The 19736-nt window shown below is 50.3% G+C and carries 17 protein-coding genes; 11 read left to right on the top strand and 6 right to left on the bottom strand.

What is annotated here, in order from left to right; translation table 11 throughout:
• Positions 1 to 26: 26 nt before the first annotated feature.
• The 8 genes from lptC (at position 27) to QOL41_RS03150 (ending at position 7565) form a co-directional block, all read left to right on the top strand.
• Positions 27 to 896: an LPS export ABC transporter periplasmic protein LptC gene (gene lptC, locus QOL41_RS03185; RefSeq protein ID WP_283428622.1), complete on the top strand. Its 870-nt coding sequence runs from the start codon at positions 27 to 29 to the stop codon at positions 894 to 896.
• A complete protein-coding gene (locus QOL41_RS03180; RefSeq protein ID WP_283428621.1) occupies positions 893 to 2179 on the top strand; it encodes a hypothetical protein in 1287 nt (428 codons plus the stop codon). The genes lptC and QOL41_RS03180 overlap by 4 nt, the downstream gene beginning before the upstream one ends.
• Positions 2180 to 2190: 11 nt before the next feature.
• On the top strand, positions 2191 to 2928 hold the full coding sequence (gene lptB / locus QOL41_RS03175) for an LPS export ABC transporter ATP-binding protein (RefSeq protein ID WP_088626871.1): 738 nt from the start codon (positions 2191 to 2193) through the stop codon (positions 2926 to 2928).
• Positions 2929 to 2936: 8 nt separating this feature from the next.
• Positions 2937 to 4562, top strand: a complete 1626-nt coding sequence (rpoN, locus tag QOL41_RS03170; RefSeq protein WP_283428620.1) for an RNA polymerase factor sigma-54 — start codon at positions 2937 to 2939, stop codon at positions 4560 to 4562.
• A 176-nt stretch (positions 4563 to 4738) separates the two neighbouring features.
• Entirely contained in the window at positions 4739 to 5056 is a 318-nt protein-coding gene (gene hpf, locus QOL41_RS03165) for a ribosome hibernation-promoting factor, HPF/YfiA family (protein ID WP_072979834.1), read from the top strand.
• Positions 5057 to 5068: 12 nt separating this feature from the next.
• Positions 5069 to 6100 (top strand): HPr(Ser) kinase/phosphatase, encoded by a 1032-nt coding sequence (gene hprK, locus QOL41_RS03160; protein ID WP_173653805.1) that lies wholly within the window; start codon positions 5069 to 5071, stop codon positions 6098 to 6100.
• A complete protein-coding gene (locus QOL41_RS03155) occupies positions 6093 to 7010 on the top strand; it encodes an MlaD family protein (protein ID WP_283428619.1) in 918 nt (305 codons plus the stop codon). Before hprK ends, QOL41_RS03155 begins: the two co-directional genes overlap by 8 nt.
• 84 nt (positions 7011 to 7094) lie before the next feature.
• Positions 7095 to 7565 carry a TraR/DksA family transcriptional regulator gene (locus tag QOL41_RS03150; protein ID WP_072798329.1) on the top strand — a complete coding sequence of 157 codons (471 nt, stop codon included), beginning with the start codon at positions 7095 to 7097 and terminating at the stop codon, positions 7563 to 7565.
• A gap of 112 nt (positions 7566 to 7677) precedes the next feature.
• Here the strand turns inward: QOL41_RS03150 and QOL41_RS03145 are convergent, their stop codons facing one another.
• Positions 7678 to 8751, bottom strand: coding sequence for a glycoside hydrolase family 5 protein (locus QOL41_RS03145; RefSeq protein WP_283428618.1), 1074 nt, complete (start codon positions 8749 to 8751; stop codon positions 7678 to 7680).
• A 37-nt stretch (positions 8752 to 8788) separates the two neighbouring features.
• Positions 8789 to 9079: a hypothetical protein gene (locus tag QOL41_RS03140; protein ID WP_072798334.1), complete on the bottom strand. Its 291-nt coding sequence runs from the start codon at positions 9077 to 9079 to the stop codon at positions 8789 to 8791.
• Between the two features lie 85 nt (positions 9080 to 9164).
• Here QOL41_RS03140 and QOL41_RS03135 point away from each other — a divergent pair, with 85 nt between their 5' ends.
• Positions 9165 to 9983 carry a menaquinone biosynthetic enzyme MqnA/MqnD family protein gene (locus QOL41_RS03135; RefSeq protein WP_283428617.1) on the top strand — a complete coding sequence of 273 codons (819 nt, stop codon included), beginning with the start codon at positions 9165 to 9167 and terminating at the stop codon, positions 9981 to 9983.
• 60 nt (positions 9984 to 10043) lie between these two features.
• Positions 10044 to 10904 (top strand): GGDEF domain-containing response regulator, encoded by an 861-nt coding sequence (locus tag QOL41_RS03130; protein ID WP_283428616.1) that lies wholly within the window; start codon positions 10044 to 10046, stop codon positions 10902 to 10904.
• Between the two features lie 156 nt (positions 10905 to 11060).
• Here QOL41_RS03130 and QOL41_RS03125 read toward each other — a convergent pair whose 3' ends face one another.
• From QOL41_RS03125 to QOL41_RS03110, 4 genes are all read right to left on the bottom strand, one after another.
• Entirely contained in the window at positions 11061 to 11690 is a 630-nt protein-coding gene (locus QOL41_RS03125; RefSeq protein ID WP_173653800.1) for a bifunctional 4-hydroxy-2-oxoglutarate aldolase/2-dehydro-3-deoxy-phosphogluconate aldolase, read from the bottom strand.
• A 139-nt stretch (positions 11691 to 11829) separates the two neighbouring features.
• Positions 11830 to 15042 (bottom strand): glycoside hydrolase family 9 protein, encoded by a 3213-nt coding sequence (locus QOL41_RS03120; protein ID WP_283428615.1) that lies wholly within the window; start codon positions 15040 to 15042, stop codon positions 11830 to 11832.
• A gap of 121 nt (positions 15043 to 15163) precedes the next feature.
• Positions 15164 to 16372: an ABC transporter permease gene (locus QOL41_RS03115; protein ID WP_173653798.1), complete on the bottom strand. Its 1209-nt coding sequence runs from the start codon at positions 16370 to 16372 to the stop codon at positions 15164 to 15166.
• The gene (locus tag QOL41_RS03110) at positions 16372 to 17124 is read right to left on the bottom strand and encodes an ABC transporter ATP-binding protein (protein ID WP_173653797.1); all 753 of its coding nucleotides are present in this window, start codon (positions 17122 to 17124) and stop codon (positions 16372 to 16374) included. The genes QOL41_RS03115 and QOL41_RS03110 overlap by 1 nt, the downstream gene beginning before the upstream one ends.
• A 151-nt stretch (positions 17125 to 17275) precedes the next feature.
• Between QOL41_RS03110 and QOL41_RS03105 the strand changes: the two genes are divergently transcribed.
• A complete protein-coding gene (locus QOL41_RS03105) occupies positions 17276 to 19723 on the top strand; it encodes a thrombospondin type 3 repeat-containing protein (protein WP_283428614.1) in 2448 nt (815 codons plus the stop codon).
• The last annotated feature ends 13 nt before the right edge of the window (positions 19724 to 19736 follow it).

Below are 19736 nucleotides of genomic sequence, written 5' to 3'. Positions count from 1 at the left end.
AAAATCAAATTATGTATATTTGGCCTATGATTCTTCAAAAGTGGGCGTTGATACCTTTATTGCTGATCGGTCTCGTTGTGACCGCTTGCGAAGAAATTGAAGAAGAAAAGCCCTGGTTGCAGGTAGAACGCCCCGAAATGCTTTTTACCGACACGACCCTCATGGATAGTTATGACAAGGGCGTGCTCGCTTGGAAATTAAAGACTGCCTATTTGGAACGTTGGGGCGATAAAGAAGTTGTGTTTGTGCGCCCGGTGCTGGTGGATATCTACGATTCTCTCGGAGAACGTACCGCTTTTTTGCGAGCTGATTCCGGCCGTATGGATTTGAAGTTTACCTACGTGTATGCCTACGGGCATGTGTATGCGCTTACGCCCAAGGGTGCTTCGGTGCGTTCGGACTCCTTGATTTGGAACAAGGGCGACAATTTGGTGACGACTGAAAGCTACGTGCGCGTGGTGAGCGAAGAAGGCGACGTGTTGCAAGGTCGTGGCTTTGTGAGCGACGCCCACATGGACAACTGGCGCATTCTTTCGAACGTAACAGGCATTTTCCAAGATGCAGCTCGCCGCTTGAAAGAAGAAGACAAGTCGCAGGCTAAGGAAATTGAAACGCGTGATAGCGCCCAGGCGGCAAATCCGGCACCTCCTTCGGCGGCCCCAGCCCCTGCTCCAACGCCAGCTCCGACTCCGGCAACTACTACCGCTCCTGCGCAACCGCCTGCACCTCCGGCAAATGTTTCTAAAGGCGCGGTTGTCAATGCCGCAAAATCTGCAGCGCAGAATGCGGCGGAGTCCTCAAGGGACTCGGCAGCGGTAAAAGCCGAAAAGAAGTTTATTGATAGAATCAGGAATAGGGGTAACCGAGCCAGAGCGAAATCGAGGGACGAGCAATGATCAATCGCTCCGGCTTTCGCTTGAAATGGCTTTTGCCGCTGCTCCTTGTCGCGATTTTCGCGACAAGTGCCGCCGCACAGACCTCGCCCTTGATCATGAAACATGCCGACAGCCTTGCTGTCGCCCGCAAGCGCGGAACGCTCTTGCTGCAAGGGCGAGTGCATTTTATTCATGACAGCATCCAGTTCCGTACACAGCGTGCCTTCTGGAACAAGAATGACGAGAGCGTGCAGTGCAGTGGTGGCTTCCTATTCACGCACCCTTCGGGCTACATTAAGGCACAAAATGGATGGTATCGAAAGAAGTCCGGAATTGCAACCGCCTCGAACGAGGTGTTTGCCGGTGATTCGGCGGATTCCTACTTGTTTACAGGTGAGTATCTGGAATACGACCGCGAAAAAGAAATTCTTACCATGCCGCAAAAGCCTAAGCTTTATCAGTATGAAAAATTGAAAAGCGGCAAAATCGATACGGTCACGATTTCGGCTAGGCGCATTATTTACAACAAGAAAGATGCTTTTGCTCAAGCCTTTGATTCGGTAAAGGTGACGCAGAACGACATGGTTGTCACTTGCGATACGGGCTATTTTGACCGCAAGAACAACTGGCTTAGCATGAAGGGCCACCCGACTTGCGACATGAAAAATTACCACCTTACAGGTGATTCTATTTTCTTGGTACTCGACTCCACTGGAAAGTCACTCAAGTCGGCGCTTGTGATCCGCAACGCTCACGGCGTGCAGCAAGAAGAACCCAAGAGAAACGCCCCTGGCAGTGTGACCGAAGCCTTTGGCGATACGCTTTACGCCCAGTTCGACAACGACAAGATTGAACGCCTTTATGTGAACTTGAATGCCCGCGGATTCTTCTACGAAACCGACCTCAAGGACTATCGCAACCTTATGGACGGAGACCGTTTAGACTTGTACTTTAATCAAGGCAAGATGGACAAGGCGGTGGTGTCGGGCAAGGCTCAAAGCACCTATTTCTATGTGAAAAAAGACCGCTCTGTTTCGGGCAAGAACGAAGCTGCGGGCGATACGATTCATATTCTGTTCGATGCGCAAAAGAATGCGGTCAAGTCGCTCAAGCTTTTGGGGCGCGCGACCATGGCAAGCGGTCGCTATATCGACATGGAAAAGGAACAGCGCAACAAGAAGGCGATGGCGGATTCGCTTAAAGTGGAATCTGGCGACAAATCTCCTAGTGAGAGAATGAAAGCTAATTTGGATAAGATGAAAAAAATGCGCAAGAAGCCAATTGTTCCGCCGAAAGATTTGTAAATTGGGAGTGTATGAAAAATTTAGTGAGTACCATACGCACGGAACACCTGAGAAAGGTCTATGGCGGTCGCCAAGTGGTGAGCGACGTGTCCATTCGCGTGTCGCAGGGCGAAATTGTCGGACTTCTCGGACCAAACGGTGCGGGTAAGACAACTTCGTTCTATATGATTGTGGGCATGGTACGCCCGGAGTCGGGCCATATATTCCTCGACGACATCGAGATGACCGACAAGCCCATGTACAAGCGTGCGCGCCTCGGCATTGGTTACTTGCCGCAAGAAGCATCAATCTTTCGCAAGCTCAGCGTCGAAGACAATATTATGGCAATTCTTGAAACGCAGAACATGAAGCGTTCCGAACGCAAGCGTCGTCTCGAAGAATTGCTCGAAGAATTTAAGATTACGCACATTCGCAAAACCAAGTCCATGAGCTGCTCGGGCGGTGAACGCCGCCGTTTGGAAATTGCCCGCGCCTTGGCGAGCGATCCGTCTTTCCTTTTGCTTGACGAACCGTTTGCAGGTATTGACCCGATTGCCGTGGCTGATATTCAGTCCATTATTTCGGGACTTAAGGAACGCGGCATGGGCGTGCTCATTACCGACCATAACGTGCGTGAAACGCTTTCGATTACTGACCGCGCCTATATTATGTACAAGAGTCAAGTGCTTACTGAAGGCTCTTCGGAATACTTGGCGAACGACCCTGAAGCCCGTCGTATTTACTTGGGCGATAGCTTTAGCTTAGGTTAGGGGGCTTCGTGGATATTGGGATTCAACTTGGTACAAATCAGCGACTGGAGCAAAATCTTTCGCCCCAGCTTAGGCAGTTTGTAACCATTCTGCAGAAGAATTCCCTAGAACTCGATACCGCCATCAAAGAAGAACTTGAAAGCAATCCGCTTTTGGAACTTGATGACGCTGCTCCGATGGAAGAACGCGAAGTTCACGAAGACGAACTACCGGATTCCGGAGCGGAACTGCGCGAAGTCAAAGACGATTTTGACGATTACGATTCGGGCGACTATTCTAGCCTCGAAGACAGCGCCATGGGCGACAGCAGCCTTTTGGACGGCAGCAACGATATCAATTACGAACAGTACTTGAAAGACGGCTCCATGAACGAAGACGCGCCTTTCAAGGACTTGAATGTGGGTAACGATTCCGACGATGAATGGGACCGCCCCATTAAAGATCACGGCAAGAGCCTTCAAGACAAATTGCGTGACCAGTTGTTGCTTTGGTCGGGCTCTCGCGAACAGCTGGAACAGCTGGCCGAAAGCAATTGTTCTGAAAAGAATTTCCGCTCGTTGGTAGAATACCTGATTGATTCTCTCGATGAAAACGGATTCCTGCAAGAAGTCCCTGCTGATGTGGCTCCGGTGCATTTGTCGAATGATCCGTACATTAACGAGATTGAATCCATGCTCCGTAACGAGGTCCCGCTAGAGGAATGCTCGCTTCCGGTGCGTGAGGCGGTGCATGTGTTGCAGGGCTTTAATCCGCGTGGCATTGGCGCCCGTAACCAGCGTGAATGCTTTTTGATTCAAGCATACGCTCTCCCGAATTTTCCGCCGCTCGCCATCAAGATTCTTGAAAATTGCTACGAAGACTTGCTGGCTCTGCGTTATGCCAAAATCGGAAAGTCTTTGGGCGTTTCGACCGAAGATGTGCAGCGTGCTGTTGCAAGCTTTGCTAAGCTGAATCCGCATCCGGGATTCCAGCTGTCCAATTCGCGCGTGCAGACGATTGCTGCAGACCTCAAGGTGGTCGACAAGCATGGCCGTATGGAAGTCGAATCCGTGCGTTCTTCGATGCAAAAGCGCTTGCGCGTGAATCAGACCTACAAGGCGATTCTCGACGATAAGGGCGCATCTAAGTCCGACAAGGAATACGTGCGTACGCACCTCTTTAAGGCGGTCGAATTTATCAAGGCGCTCGACAACCGCTACACGACTATGGAACTTGTGATGCGGGCAATTTTCAAGCGCCAGAAAGACTTTTTCACCAAGGGCCCGGCATTCCTGAAGCCCATGGTGCAACAAGACATTGCCGACGATATCAAGCGCGACGTGAGTACTGTGAACCGTTCGGTCAACGGCAAGTATGTGGATACGCCCTATGGCATTTTCGAACTCAAGCAGTTCTTTACTTCGGGTGTCAAGCAAGATTCCTCGCCCGATGGCGAAGAACTCAGCTCGGCAACCATCCTGGATGCCATCAAAAAGCTTGTCGACGAAGAAGACAAGAAAAAGCCTCTTTCGGACCAGGCGATTGCAGACAAATTGATGGAACAGGGTATCAAGGTTGCACGCCGTACGGTGGCAAAATACCGCGAAGAAGAACTTCATTTGTTGCCTGCTAGCAAGCGAAAAAAGCTCATTTAGGCCCTTTTTTGCCTAAAAAGACTGCTTTTTTTGCAATTATTCCAATTTGGAATAAATTTTTTTGAAAATTTTTGAAAAACACTTTGTTTTTGAACAAAAAAAGATGTATATACTCTAGACGTGGAGCAAAAAGCTCTGCAATACATACGAAAACCCTTTTTAAGGAGGTTAATATTATGGATATTCAGTTCTCTGCTCGTCACTTTAATGCTTCTGCCGGACTCCAGGATCGTATTCAAGAAGAAATGGATAAATTAGCTCGATTCTACCCGAATATCACCAGTGCCTCCGTTATCCTTGACCACGAAGTTGAACATCAGCGTCATTGCGAAATTACTGTGAACATTACCGGCTCCCAGGTGGTTGCCTCCGCCGACGAAGAAAACATGGGCAAGGCAGTTGATGTAACTCTCGAACGCATTAAGGTGCAGCTCAAGAAGGCAAACGACAAGCAGAACGATCACCGTGCCCAGCCCGTTTCCGAAGTTGTATAACCGGTTGCAATCGTGGCTGAGTCTAGATTAAAAGACATAAAGATCCTGCACCGGGAACGTCTCCTGGTGCGGGACTTTTTTTTGCATTACGGCAGAGACCTGCAAATGGCCTGCCATTCTCACGAGTCTGCCATGGACGCCCCTATTGCCGAAAGCGGTATTCACCGTCCGGGTCTTGCCATGGCTGGCTATACCAAAGTTTACAGTTCTCAGCAGATTCAGGTAGTCGGGCACACTGAATGGAACTATCTGGAATCGATTGGCCCCGAAGGCCGCGCGAAAGTTTTTGAGAACTTGTCTGTATTCAAGGCCCCGATGTGGGTGGTGACGCATTCGCAAATGCCGCACCCCGAACTCAAGGCCATGTGCGATCGATTGAACATCCCGCTGTTCTCGACCACGCTTCACACTTACGAATTCAACAAGATTGCCCAGCGTATTCTTGAAGAATTCTTTGCCCCGCACGCTATTATTCACGGCAGCTTGGTCGACGTCTATGGCGTCGGTATGCTTTATGTGGGCGACAGCAACGTGGGCAAGTCCGAATGTGTTCTGGATCTTGTAGAAAGCGGACACCGCATGGTGGCTGACGACGTGGTGCACATCAGTAACGTGGGTCGTGCCATTATCGGACGTCCGGACCCCTTGATCAAGCATCACATGGAAATCCGCGGTGTGGGTATTCTCGATATCCGCGCTATGTTCGGTATTCACGCTATTCGTAAGGTGAAAAAGATCGAAACCATCGTGGAACTGCAACAGTGGCACCGCGATGGCGGTTACGATCGCACAGGGCTCAACGAACAGGAAGAAGAGGTCATGGGGGTTAAAATCCCGAAAGTCGTGATTCCTGTTGCTCCGGGTAAGAACCTGACTGTGATTTCTGAAGTGATTGCGATGAATACTTTGATGAAATATAGCGGTCAGAACGTGGCTCAGGACTTCAATGAAGCCCTAATGCAAAAGATTAAGGCCAAGGCCAAGGGCGAGTATGTCGATGATTTGTTAGATTTCGACAATCAAAACTGGTCTTACTATGAATAGGGTCACAAGACGCATTAAAGAGAACCTTTTTCCGTTTGTCGTATTCGTCATTCTCGTGACGTCATGCTCTGCGGCGTGGTTCTTTTTTCATCCGTCCAGTCCGTATCACGAACGCATGTCCTTTGTGGTTTCGTTCGATGCTGTGGGAACTCTTTCTCCGGGGAACCGAGTCGAAGTGCGCGGCATTCCCCGTGGACAGATTACCAAGGTCGAATTGACTGATGAGGCTGTCTACGTGTCGGTCGAAGTTCTTGCCAATACCAAGATTCCTCGGAATTCTGAGTTCCGCTTGATTACTGCAGGCCTGATGGGTGAACGCGAAATGTGCATTTTGACCGGCAATTCTAAAGACTTGGTGCGCGATGGCGATACGCTAATCGGGCGCTTCGACGAAGGTATGGCTGGTTTTGGTAAAAAGCTAGGCGCTATTATGGCAGACATGGCCGAACTCAAGGATTCTCTGAAATCGGTCATGGACTCTCTTTCTGACGGCCAGGCCGGTGCGCAGCTGGATCGAGTTTCGAAGAAGGCGAACAGCGTGGTTCGTAAGACCAAGGTGAACGTGAACGAATGGAAACGCGAGGTGGAGGCGCTTCTGGATGAATCCGACCGCAGTTTGAGCAGTGCCCAGGCGGCATTGGAAACAATTGCCAATACGGGGGCCGCCAAAGTTCATGACTTGACCAACTTGGTAGAACGTACCCGGAAATTACTGGAATCGGTTAAGGCTCTTAAGGAACAATCCGTGCAAATTTTGGGCAAACTAGCGCAGGGGGATAACACTGCCGGATTGTATTTGAACCCGACGTCTGAGTTCAATAAGGCTCTCGATAAGCTGCTTTTAGACACAGATGCCTTGCTGAAAGACATCAAAAAGAGCGGTTTGGATATTAATGTCGATATTTTTTAAAAAAAGTTTACCCCTTTCCCGAAAAAAAAGTTATTTATCACTTTATCGGTACAAACGAGTATAATCGCAACCAAGGAGAAAACCATGGCTGAAAAGAAACCTGTAAAAATGAGCGATGCTGACCTCAAGTTTTTTGAGGATATGTTGATTGAAAAACGTAGGCAGATTGTTACGGCACAGACCGACTTTGACAAGACCGAAACGTTCAAGAATCAGGCGCAGGCGGGTGAAGGTGGCGAATCTAACAGTGCCGACCTTGCAACCGACTATAACGCTCTTGAAACGAACTTCTCCTTGGCCGCCCGCGAAGGCAAGTATCTGGTTTACCTTGAAGAAGCGCTCAAGCGCATCAAGAAGGGGACCTTTGGCATTTGCAAGGTTTGCGGTGAACTCATTCCTAAGGCTCGCTTGATTGCTGTTCCTACGGCCACCAAGTGCGTGAACTGTAAGGAAGAAACCAAGCGCAAGGAAAAGGAAGATAGCCGCCTTGAAATGGCTCGTATGCTTGCCGAAGCCCAGCGCCGTGAAATGCAGAAACGCGCTGCCGGTAAATAGAACTTAGTTGGCAGAACTTAGAGCTTAGTCTATTAAGTGGATGTTTAAAAAGCGCCCTTTCGGGGGCGCTTTTTCTAAGTTCTACAGCGTAGCGATCTAAGTTCTACCAACTTTAACCTTTAGCGAGCAGTTCCATGAGCTCGTTGTCGAGGCGGTCCGGATTGTCGTACTGCTTCAGGTTCTGGTGCAGGGATTCGCCCTTGGAAACCAGACCGAAGTCCAGGTTCTTGTAGTTCCAGTAGCTGTAGCCCACGTCGGCATCGCGCAGAATTTCCATGAAGTCGTGCATCCAGGCGAGCTGGTATTTGCGGGCGACTTGCACGTAGACGCCGAATTCGTTGCAGGCGACCGGCAGGTCGTACTTTGCGCGGAAGTCGAGTGCGTTCTGGATGCTTTCTTGCAGGCGAGCCTTGTCCCACTTGCCGAATTCCACGTTGAGGCGGGTGGTGGCGCCGGCCTCGGGAGCGGCGTAGTCGCCTGGCCACGGGCGTTCAATTTTGAAGAACGGATCGTTAATCCAGGCGGCTCCCTGGTGCGTAAAGGTCACCGGAGTGTAGGTATGAAAACTGTAGATGGCGTTGTCGTCGTCCATCGGGGTCAGGTACTTGAATTCGTGGGCGCTGTTCCACTTGTTACTGCCGACCACAATCGTGTTCTTCGGAGCGTGCTTACGAATGGCCCAGAAAATTTCGTCTTTTACTTTGTCCCAAACCAGGGAGTCGGCGGCGGCGGGCTCGTTCAGGAGTTCCATCATCACGCGGGACTCGCCGCTGTAACGTTCGGCCATAAACGACCAGACCTTGGCGGTATCCTTGCGGGCATCGGCACTTACAAAGAAGGGCTGCTCCTGGTAAGAGCCGAGATGAAAGTCGTGGCCCGGGCACTTGTGCAGGTCAAGAATCACGTATAGGTCATTTGCCAGAATGTCCTTGATGGCCTTGTCCAGCAGAGCGAAAACTTCTTCTTTAGGCTTGATCGTTCCTTCGTCGAACAAGTTGAAGTAGTCCACCGGCAGGCGCACGTGGTTGAACCCCGCACCGCGGATGCGCTTGAAATCCGCGTCGCCGAGGAATGTCTTGATGTGTTCAATGATCCCGGGAAACCCTACGGGATCTTTTTCCTGGATGCAGTCTACCTGACTGAACCATCCACCCAAATTCACCCCCCGCAGTCTCTCTTTAATCATTGTATCACCTATGTGTGTGCGAAAAGGCTGAATTGCCTTACTCGTTTACAATCGTGAGGTCTTCTTCGGCAATGTTCAGGCTCATGATGACTTCCATGTCATCGGGAAGATCCTTGAAATCGACTACCAGTCCAACCTTCTTGGATTCGTCCTTCTGCTTTTCGAACAGGACGACATCAAAAATCTTCATTCTTACCACCGCCTCTTGTGTGACGGGGATTTCTACTGTCATGCCCTTGCTAATGGGACCTTCAACAATCTTGCCCTTGAACACCAGAGACGTCTGGTCGTCGCCGAGCGATGTCTTCTTTACATGAAATACAGCCATTATACCTTAGCCATTTTCGGTTATTCTTTGGTTATTTTATTTTTTGACCCTGTTGTAGGTCGTGGCGAAAAATTAACTTTTTTACATGGCTTTACGAGTTGGACGAATCCCTTTTTTGGTCTGTGCGCCGTTTTTTCATGACTTCCTTGGACGAGAGTCCGAATTTAGCGACGTGGAATTTGTGGATGGGGCGCCGAGTGCGCATTGTGCTGGGCTTAAGAATGGGTCTATCCATTTGTCGCCGGCGTCGTCTATTACGTTTGCGCAAAAGCCGGATGCCTTTGTACTTGCTCCTGACATTTGTACTTCGTGTTCTTTTGAAGTGCGCTCCGTGAAGCTGTTTTCGAAGATGCCTATCGAAGAACTGTCACACAAGATGGTGTGCCTTACGGCACAGAGCATGACCTCTATCAATCTGCTCAAGATTTTGCTGCAGGAACGGTTTGGGCTTGAACCGGTGTATAAATCTGGAACCTACGAGTCGACTGATGACGCTTGCCTTTTGATCGGCGACCAGGCTCTCGAAGAAAACGAACGCCACCGTTTTGCTTACGATTATGACTTGGGTGCGCTTTGGCAAGACTGGCAGCATGTGCCTTTTGTTTTTGGTGCCTGGATTATTGCAAAGAGCGCTCTCAAACCCGATTTAGAACAAACTTTGTTCCGGTATTTGCAGGCGACTCGCGATAGCGTTGAAAAGTTCCGTGAAAATCCCATTCAGGCGCTTGACCGTTGGTTGGCCTGCTACCCGGTGGACTTGCCTCGTTCCATAGTCGAAAACTATTACTCGGCTATTGATTATCGCTTTACCGATGAGCGTAAAAGTTCGCTTTCGCTATTTTTTGAGCATGCCGCGGCTCTTGGACTGATCGAAAAGGCTCCAACGCTTGAATTTTTATATTGACATTCCCCCTAAACAATGTTATTTTAAGTTAACAGTCCTTGGTTGATCGAGGAGGATGTGATGGTAGAAGAAAAAATTCTTGTTGTTGATGATAATGAAGAAATCTTGGAAAAGACCAAGGATCTTTTGGAACGCGTCGGTTATAGCGTTGAATGCTGCAATTCTGGAAAAGACGCGCTGGCTTATTTGAGCGACAATAAAGTGGATTTGGTTTTGCTCGACATCAACATGCCGAAGATGAACGGTTTTGATGTCTGCCTCAGAATCAGACAGCGCCATGCTTTGGACGACCTCCCTGTCATATTCCTCACGAACCGCGAAGATTCCGATAGTGTGACTAAAGGATTCCAGGCCGGGGCTTCGGACTTTGTGAGCAAGAGTGCCATTGCCGAAATTTTGCTTGCGCGCGTGAATGTGCATATTCGCTTGTGCCGCTCGTTGCATAACCTTAGAGAAATTTCTTTGACCGATGACATGACGGGTTGTTTTAACCGCCGTCATGGCATGTTTTCGCTGCGTGAATGGTTCTCGCGTTCCAAGCGTTACGGTACGCAGTTTGCCATCATTTATTTTGATTTGAATGGCCTGAAGGAAACGAACGATAGGTATGGTCATCAGGCTGGCGATTTGCTGTTGCGCTCGGTTTCGACTTCGATTAAAGAAATTCTGCGTGAAACCGACCAACTCTTTAGAATGGGCGGCGACGAGTTCATGGTCATTTGCCCCGAAACCGATGTGAAGGGTGCGTTTGTTTGCGCGGAACGTATGGAAAAGATTGTGTCTGGCATTAAGATTGTCGAAAACCAGGCTTCGTTTGCCTACGGTATTGCGCATTCCAGCGAAGACTACAAGGAAGTTGACGACATGCTGCACAGTGCCGACGTTTCCATGTACAAGATGAAAGAGGAAATGAGGAAATAATGAGCGATGAGTGATGTACAAATGTGTGATGATTCATTTCACATTTGTCTTTCCACATTGCGTTTTTGAGTTAAACAAAAAATCCTGCTTAAAAGCAGGATTTTTTTGTTGTTTGATTTTCGTGCCTGAGTCATGCTGAACTTGGTTCAGCATCAGCTATTGAATGGACTTCAGAAGTTTCTTCAGGCGCTCGGCAATGGTTGCCCAGTCGCCTGCGGCCATCAGCTTCGGGTCGTAAATGCTTGCGCCAAACGAAAGCAGGTTTGCGCCGGCCTTCAAGTAGCTTGCTGCGTTCTCTGGGTTCACGCCACCGCATGCCATCAAGGGAATGTCGCGGAACGGCCCGCGCAGAGCCTTAATGTATTCGGGGCCGCCTACGCAGTTCACCGGGAAAATCTTGACGGCAGTAGCGCCTAAGTCGAATGCCTTTTGCACTTCGGTCGGGGTGAGTGCGCCCGGAATAATCGGGATGCGAGCCGTGGCCGAAAGGCGGATGATTTCGTTGCGTGTATTGGGCGTCACGATAAATTCAGCGCCTGCGGCAATAGCCTTGTCCAAGTCGCTCCCGTGGCGGACTGTGCCTGCGCCCACGGTAATGCCGTGAGGCTTGGCGGCAGCCTTGAGGGTTGCAATAATCGATTCGGCATTTGCGGTGTTCATGGTGACTTCGATCGCCTTGAGGCCGCATTCAACAGCGGTCTTGACGCATGCTTCTTCGGCGCCTTGGGGAATGTCGCGGAGAATGCCCACGACCGGCATCGGTTGTAAAAATTCAAGCAGATTCATGCCCTTAAAATTAATAATTAAAAATTAAAAATGAACAATATTTTTTCCCATTTTTTCATTCTTCATTTTTAATCGTAACAAAAATTGTAAAAGAAAAGCGCCCTTTCGGGCGCTATTTTAAATTCTGCAGTATTGAGAACTACTTCACCATAATGCTCTGGGTGGCAAGAACCTTGTCGTTTTGAACGACTCTTGCAATCAGGGCGCCGCGGTGCGGAAGTTTCGCGAGGTTCACTTCGGCGCGGGTTCCGTAGAAGTCCTTGGCCATCAGCTGGTTGCCGAGCATATCAAAGATCTTCACGGTCTTGGTGCCCTGTGCGCTTGCTAGCACATAGAGCTTGTTCTTGGCAACCTGCATGCGAGCCTTCGCAATTGCGATGGACTTCATGAAACCGACGCGGTCGCTGGTGGTGTTGCCCGGACCGTAGCCCCACAAGAGCTTGCCCTTGCTGCGGAGAACAATGTAAGGATCCTGCGGAGCTTGCTGGAGATCGCCTCGGTCCTTTTCCCAATCGGGGGCGCCTGCGTAAGCGGGGGCGTCCTTGGTGGCGGTGTGGGTGGTAAAGCTCCATCCGTCACCCACGTTAACCTTGGAGTGCTGCATGAGAATGTCGCATTGTCCGCCCGAGCTCATTCCGGAGGATACGCCAATGTCGAGTCTCATCCTTCTTCCAAGGCCGATGGTTCCGAGATTGATGGCTTGTTCCCAAGTATAGGTCTTTTTGTCTTTATTGTAAGTGTCTTCGACTTTTATGGCCTTTTGATTTCTCATAGAGCTTCTGAGTTCGTCAACGTTTTCGCAGGGCTTGTTGAAACCTGCCACGTCGTAAGCTTGGCAGATATCTAAATCAAGTAGGACTCCACAAGCGTTCATTTCTTCTTCAGTTGCTTCAAAGTAGATGTAGGCAACAAGGCTGTCGGCGTCTTCAAGGGTCTCGTTAAAGAGGTTGATGTTGAAGAAATCCATGTCGCCGAAAGTGTAATGATATGCCGTTGCATAAATTTCACCGGAGAAGGGAGAACGTTCCGTGGAATCGCAGTTGTCACACTTCTTTTCATAGTAGTCGCTGCCGCCGTTGCTTACAAACGTCAGTGCAGACGTCAAAAGTGCTGCAGCGTTAAGAGTGGCTTCAGAAGTATAGAAGTTTTCCCAATCCATTTTACTATCATCATCTTTTGAAGTATTGGCAGGGGATTGCCATCCGATCAGACCACCGGTAGGAACGGAATATTTGTAACTAAAACCGGGTGTCGATTTGCCTTCGGGATTAGATGCCCTGTGGTGCGGGTGAGCGTCATTTTTGTCGCCTACGCCGTATACAAAGGAAATATCCCAGGGGTTTACGCCGAATAGGTAGTTCAGCTGGTTGATACCGAGCTGGAGCATTTCACTAGCCTTGAGGCCTGTGCTAGCCATGGTCGGAAGTGTGATTTTCTGTTTTTCGATATCGGCTGCGACATCGGCGTATGCCAATACGTCAAAGATATTTCCGAGTTGATAATGGTTGAAAATCCAGGCTTGGTCTGTCTGCATGGTGTACCAAGTCGGGTCATACTTGATCGTATTGCCTTTGAAGCCAACGTCACCAGTCGGGAGAACGATCGATGCTGTACCGTCGCTTACATCGCCTAGATTGTAAATCATATCGGCAAGGCAGTCTTCGATAGCGGCTAAGCGTTCTTCTTCAGAAAGCCCGTAATCGGTTGTAGCCTTGGTCTTGTCTGCAAGAATCAACTTATACAGGGCGTACAGGGCGTAGGTATGTGCATTTGCCCAGCTAGTGTTCTTGGCATTTTTTAGCATGCCTTTTTCGGTGGTAGAGAACCAGCCGCCTTCAAAGAATCCTGCTCCGGTACCAGTAGCTTGGCTTTTGAAGAGATCCTTTGCGCGGATCATGTCGTCGGCATATTCTTTTTTGCCGGTAGCGTAAAGGAGCGCGACCGAAGCGAGAGCCAAGTCGTCTTCGAATTCGTTGTTGCCTACGTAAGCAGGGGTTGCCCAACCTGCTGCAGTCTTGTTGTTTACGAAGGACTTGTCGCCATCATATTTGTCTTTGCCTTGGGCGAGATTCTTAGCAAAGTCATACATCTTTTCGGCGACCGTCAAGCAGGCTTTTGCGAAATCTTTGTCGTAGTTGGCGTATTCTTTACTTAAAATGGCAAGACCGGCAGCGATTTCGCCAGAAATGTTGGATCCGAGTTCGCCGAGTCGCACATCTCGTTCAGCAGGGCCTCCGCGATGTTCTACATTCAAGTAATCCTGGGCTTCCGGGCGTCCCCACCAGCTATGATCGCTACCAAAGTTTCCGATGGAAACCGGCATGTCATCAATGACTCCGTTGGCAAGTTTGTAAGCCTTCAAGAAAAAGTCTGCACCGTGCGCGGCTTCGCGCAATACGTCGGGAATTCCATCGGTCTTTACAAATTCAGCGTGATTGTAGGCGTAGTGGTCTACGTCCTTAGCGGGGTTGGTGGCAGACATCACAGCCAAAGCCATAAAGGCAAAAGCCTGTGTTTGGGATTCCTTCAGGTGGTCTCCGGCATCGTACCAGCCACCTTGCAGTGCACCTTCTTTCGATGTAAGTTCCGGGGTGGCATTGGTAACGATGTTTACCACTTTGCCTGCGCCGTCTTTGGTGTGGCTCGCAGCGTGGAACCACGACTCGGAATTACCGCTACGCTGGATACCTAAGAACTTGAGGGCGGCATCCTTTGCCATGGTGTAGACGTTGTCGCTCACAATAAAGGTGCTGGAAATTTCGTCGCCTACCTTGATGCGCAGGCGTTTGTCGGTAGGTACGCTTTGCGGAATTTTACCGACAAAGATTTTGCCGGAAGGTCCGGTAATTTCAACCTTGTAACGCTTTTGATCATTAGTTGCTGCGTCAGTGCCGGCAATAATGGCCCAGTCGCTTTGGGTTTCAGTTTCGGTTGCGGTAAAAGTTCCGGTTACCTTGGTGCTCAGCGACTTGCCGTCAACATCCACGACTTCGAATTCGGTGGCCTTGGAGCCTACATAGTAGAACTGTCGTTCCGTATCGCTCTTCAGGTAACCTGCCTGGTTTACGCGGATCGGAGAAATCTTTGTGTTAATAGCGTCGTAGTAGGCCTGGTTCAAGGTGTCGGGCAACAGGGCGCCCGCCTTGAAACTTGCAGGAGTTGCATCTTTCGGAAGCATGCCTGTCTTTTTTGTTATCGTCGTATCGAAATTTTCGAATACCTTCGCATCCCAGCTCAAAGGCCAGGTCGGGCGAATCAGGTCGTAAGGGGTGGTTGCGGCCATTGCAGCCGTAGCCGAAAATGCAAGAGACGCGGCAACTGCAATTGGCCTAATTTTTTTATTCCTTCTCATAATTTCCTCCAAAAGTAATATAAGGTAATTATAAGTAAAGGAGAGTTAACTTTCAAGCAGGTGTGTCAACAAATGCTTCAGGTTGCAATTTTGTGTGACCGCATTCACCTTATTCTACATTTTATTCGAATCTTAATGCCTCAATCGGGTCAAGACGGCTTGCCTTTCGGGCGGGATACCAGCCAAAGAATACGCCTGTTGCAAAGCATACGGCAAAACTCACGATGACGCTGGTAACAGAGACGCTCATGGGCATATTGAAGGCGATTTTTACGATTTCGGAGGCGGCAATGCCAAGCGCAATTCCGATAACGCCGCCAAGCAGGCTAATAATCACCGATTCGAACAAAAACTGGAACATGATGTCTTTGCCGCGGGCACCGATGGCCATGCGCAGGCCAATTTCTTTGGTACGCTCCGTGACAGACACATACATGATGTTCATGATACCGATACCGCCTACAAACAAACTAATTCCTGCGATAATCGTGAGCACCAAAGAAATCATGTCAGAAGTACTCGTAATGGTCTGAATCATTTCTTCTTGCGTAAATACGCGGAACGGGTCAACGGGTTTGGTCCAGCCGCGCCGTTCCTTCAGGATTCCCATGATTTCTTCGGTTGCCTTTTCGGCGTAACCCTCACCTATAGAATTTGCAAAAATCTGGCGGATGTTTGTGGTTGCAGAAAACCTGCGCATGACCGTCTGGTATGGCGTGAAAATCACGTCATCGTTGTCTTGCCCGAAGTCGCCGGAGCCTTTTGCTTTCAAGGTCCCGATGACTTTCAGGGGAATGTTCTTGTAGCGAATCGTCTTGCCAATCGGGTCGCCTTCAGGGAACAGGTTTTTGACAACGGTTTGCCCGATAACGCAGACTTTAGACATGCGGTCCGTGACGTCATCGAACATCACGCCGTCTTCGATTTCGTAGTTACGAATCTTGAGGTAGTCGGCAGAAATACCGCTCAAAGTTGTGGGGGAGTTGTTGTTGCCTACAATCGCTTGCCCGCCCACAGTCATCATGGGAGAGACGCCGTTAATGTAGGTAGCATTTTCGCGGATAGCGATGATGTCGGCTTCTTCAAGGAGTTCGCTGGTAGATTCCTGCTGCACACCGCCGCGTCGGTCACGGTTTGGCATGATAATGATGGCGTTTGAACCCATCGCCGTCATCTGTTCCTTGATAGAAATTCGGGATCCTTCGCCCATGGCGACCATGGCAATTACCGCCGCAACACCAATCACGATGCCGAGCACCGAAAGGAAGGTGCGCATGCGGTTACGGAGCAATGCCTTGAGTGCGATTTTGATTAGAGTGAATGGCGACATTATTCCTCCTCAAACGTTTCTGGCGGAGGGAGTGCTTCGAAGGCGGCCTTGGCGTCTTGCACGTTTTCGTTTTTCACATCTTTCTTAAGGAGCCCGTCGCGCAGCGTAATGGTACGCCCACTAAAGGTGGCAATGTCGGGTTCATGCGTCACGAAGGCGATGGTTTTTCCTTGACGGTTTAGCTCCTGGAAAATCATCATGATTTCGTAGCTGGTTCGCGTATCTAGGTTACCGGTTGCTTCGTCGGCGAGGATAATCACCGGGTCGTTGACAAGGGCGCGTGCGATAGCGACTCGCTGTTGCTGGCCGCCCGAAAGTTGGTTCGGCAAATGGTTCATACGACTTTCGAGTCCGACCATTTTTAATGCTTCGATTGCGCGGCGGTGGCGTTCTGCGGCAGACACGCTGGAATTATACAACAAAGGGAGTTCTACGTTTTCGATAGCCGTGGTACGGCTGAGCAAATTGTAACTTTGGAACACAAACCCGAGTTTTTTGCTGCGGATTTTCGCGAGTGCGTCGCGCTTTAATTTTTCGGTGTGTTGTCCGTCTAGAATGTATTCACCGGAGGTCGGCTTGTCCATGCAACCCAAAATGTTCAGCATGGTCGACTTGCCAGATCCGCTTGTACCCATGATAGTCACGAATTCACCGGGGTAGATATCAAAAGAAACTCCACGCAATGCGTGGACTGTTTCATCGCCCATTTTGAAGTCTCGGCGGATATTTTGTATTGATAAAATCGGGTCCATAATCGCTAATTAGATGCCTATTAAGAACATTTGGTTGCAAATCTACAGAAATTGCGGTCATTTTGGGGTGTGAGCGGCGTCACATGGAGTTTTAATTTGCTGAAAATACTACATTGGAAACAAAATGTAATAAAGACATGCGAGGGATACAATGAAAAAAATCATTGCTTTGTCACTAGTCGCTGGCGGTCTTGCTTTTGCCCAGTCCGGGCTTCAGGGCGGTACCTCCGGTATTCATCAACACAACGCCTATACGTTGGGCCAGTGGGGTATTGAACTCGGTACGGGTGGCGATATCTCTACGGACTCCTGGTCTCAGTCTCGTGGTGGCGTGATCTATCAGGGAAATCAGGAACGTGCTTTCCATGGTCAGGCAGGAACCCTTTCGGGTAATGTTCATGCCGCAATCGGTCTGCGCGATTTCTTGGACCTCGGTGTGGCTCTTCCGCTGTACTACGACCACGCTAACCTGAAGGAAAAGGGTGAAGGCGATATTTGGAAAGCCAGCCGCGGTGACGTGGATATTTGGTTGAAGGCCGGTCTCGTTGGCGATGCCAACAGCTTCTTTGGCCTTGCTATCCAGGGCGATGTCTATATCCCGACCGGTGACGAAAACGTGGGCGTGCGTCCCCGTCATGCTTGGTATTTGAATGACGATGGTGATAAGACCAACCCGTATACTTCTACCGAATTTAACTTTGCTGGAACCTTGGTGCTCTCCTTGAACTTCGGCGCACTTGGAGTGCCGGTCTTGTGGAACACCCATGCAGGCTTTGTCTATGCCGGCAAGGGAACCAACACCTTGGTTTACGGTACGGCTTTGAACGTCATGCCGACCAGCTGGATGGATATCTTTGTTGAATACTCTGGTGAAATGCGTGTCGAAGAAGGTGCTTACCGTCGCGACCCGATGGACGACCCGATGCTCCTTACTCCGGGTTTCCGTTTCCACCTGCCGTGGAACATCGACATTGCCTTGGGTGCAGACATTGCTTTCCGCACCTTGGCTAACCTCGGTTATGACATTGACGAAGAAATGAAGAACGTCAAGGAACACACCATTCATCACGACAACACGACTGGCCCGGTTAGCTACGGCTATGCTCCGACCCCGACGGTTGCTGTGACTGCTGCTCTGACCTGGCGCTTTGGCGGCAATGCCAAGCGTGACGAAGACGGCGATGGCGTACCTGATGGCGAAGACAAGTGCGAACACACGATTGAAAAGGTTGTTGTTGATTCTGTTGGCTGCCCGGTCGATAGCGATAAGGATGGCCTGCCGGATGGTCTTGACCAGTGCGAAGGTACTCCGGCTGGTGCAACGATCGATACCGTTGGCTGCCCGATGGACTCCGACAAGGATGGTATCCTCGATGGTCTTGACAAGTGCCCGAACTCTCGCGAAAACGCTCCGGTTGATTCTCTCGGTTGCGAACCGGACTTCGACAAGGATGGCGTACCTGATGCTCTCGACAAGTGCCCGAACACCCAGGCTGGCGTGAAGGCAGACTCTGTCGGTTGCCCGCAGGATACCGATAAGGACGGCGTGTACGACGGTCTCGACAAGTGCGAAAATACTCCGGCTGGTCTCCAGGTCGATGAAACCGGTTGCCCGGCTGACGCTGACAAGGACGGCATTGCTGATGCATTCGACAAGTGCCCGAATACTCCTGCTGGTCTCCCGGTTGACACCCTCGGTTGCCCGGCTGACGCAGACAAGGATGGCGTGCCCGATGCTATGGACAAGTGCCCGAACACCCGCGAAGGTGCTCAGGTGAATGCTGAAGGTTGCGAAGGCGACTTCGACGGCGACGGTATTCCGGATGCCGCTGACCAGTGCCCGAACACCAAGCAGGGCGTGGCTGTTGATTCTACCGGTTGCCCGGCTGACGCAGATAAGGATGGTGTACCTGATGCTCTCGACAAGTGCCCGGATACTAAGGCCGGCTTGAATGTTGACAACACGGGTTGCCCGCTCGACTTCGACAAGGACGGCGTACCTGATGGAATTGACCAGTGCCCGAACACCCAGGCCGGCGTGCCGGTTGACTCTGTGGGTTGTGCCGCTGACGCTGACAAGGATGGCGTGTACGATGGTCTCGACAAGTGCCCGGATACTCCGAAGGGTGCATCTGTTGACACCTTGGGCTGCCCGGTTGACAGCGATAAGGACGGCGTGGCTGACTTCCTCGATAAGTGCCCGAACACCCTCGAAGGCGTGCGTATCGACAAGAAGGGTTGCCCGCTCAACAAGGCTGAAGACCTCGAACAGTTGAAGAAGGGTATTAACTTCCAGAGCGGTTCTACGAAGCTCACGAAGGCAAGCTACAAGACCCTGAACAACATCGTGAAACTCATGAAGAAGTTCAACACCGCCAACATCGAAGTCCAGGGTCATACCGACAACACGGGCGACGAAGACAGGAACAAGCAGATTTCTCAGGATCGTGCTCAGTCTGTGGTGGATTACTTCATCCAGAACGGTATTTCTTCTGACCGCGTTCGCGCTGTGGGCTTCGGCTCCGACAAGCCGATTGCCGACAACAAGACGAAGAAGGGCCGCTCCAAGAATCGCCGTGTTGAACTCGTACCGTTCTAATCGGAATTTTTGA

It is taken from the genome of Fibrobacter sp. UWB10 (assembly GCF_900182935.1).
GTDB lineage: Bacteria > Fibrobacterota > Fibrobacteria > Fibrobacterales > Fibrobacteraceae > Fibrobacter > Fibrobacter succinogenes_O.
The sequence above is the reverse complement of the archived record's forward strand: the minus strand, read 5'-3'. Positions and strand labels throughout refer to the sequence as shown.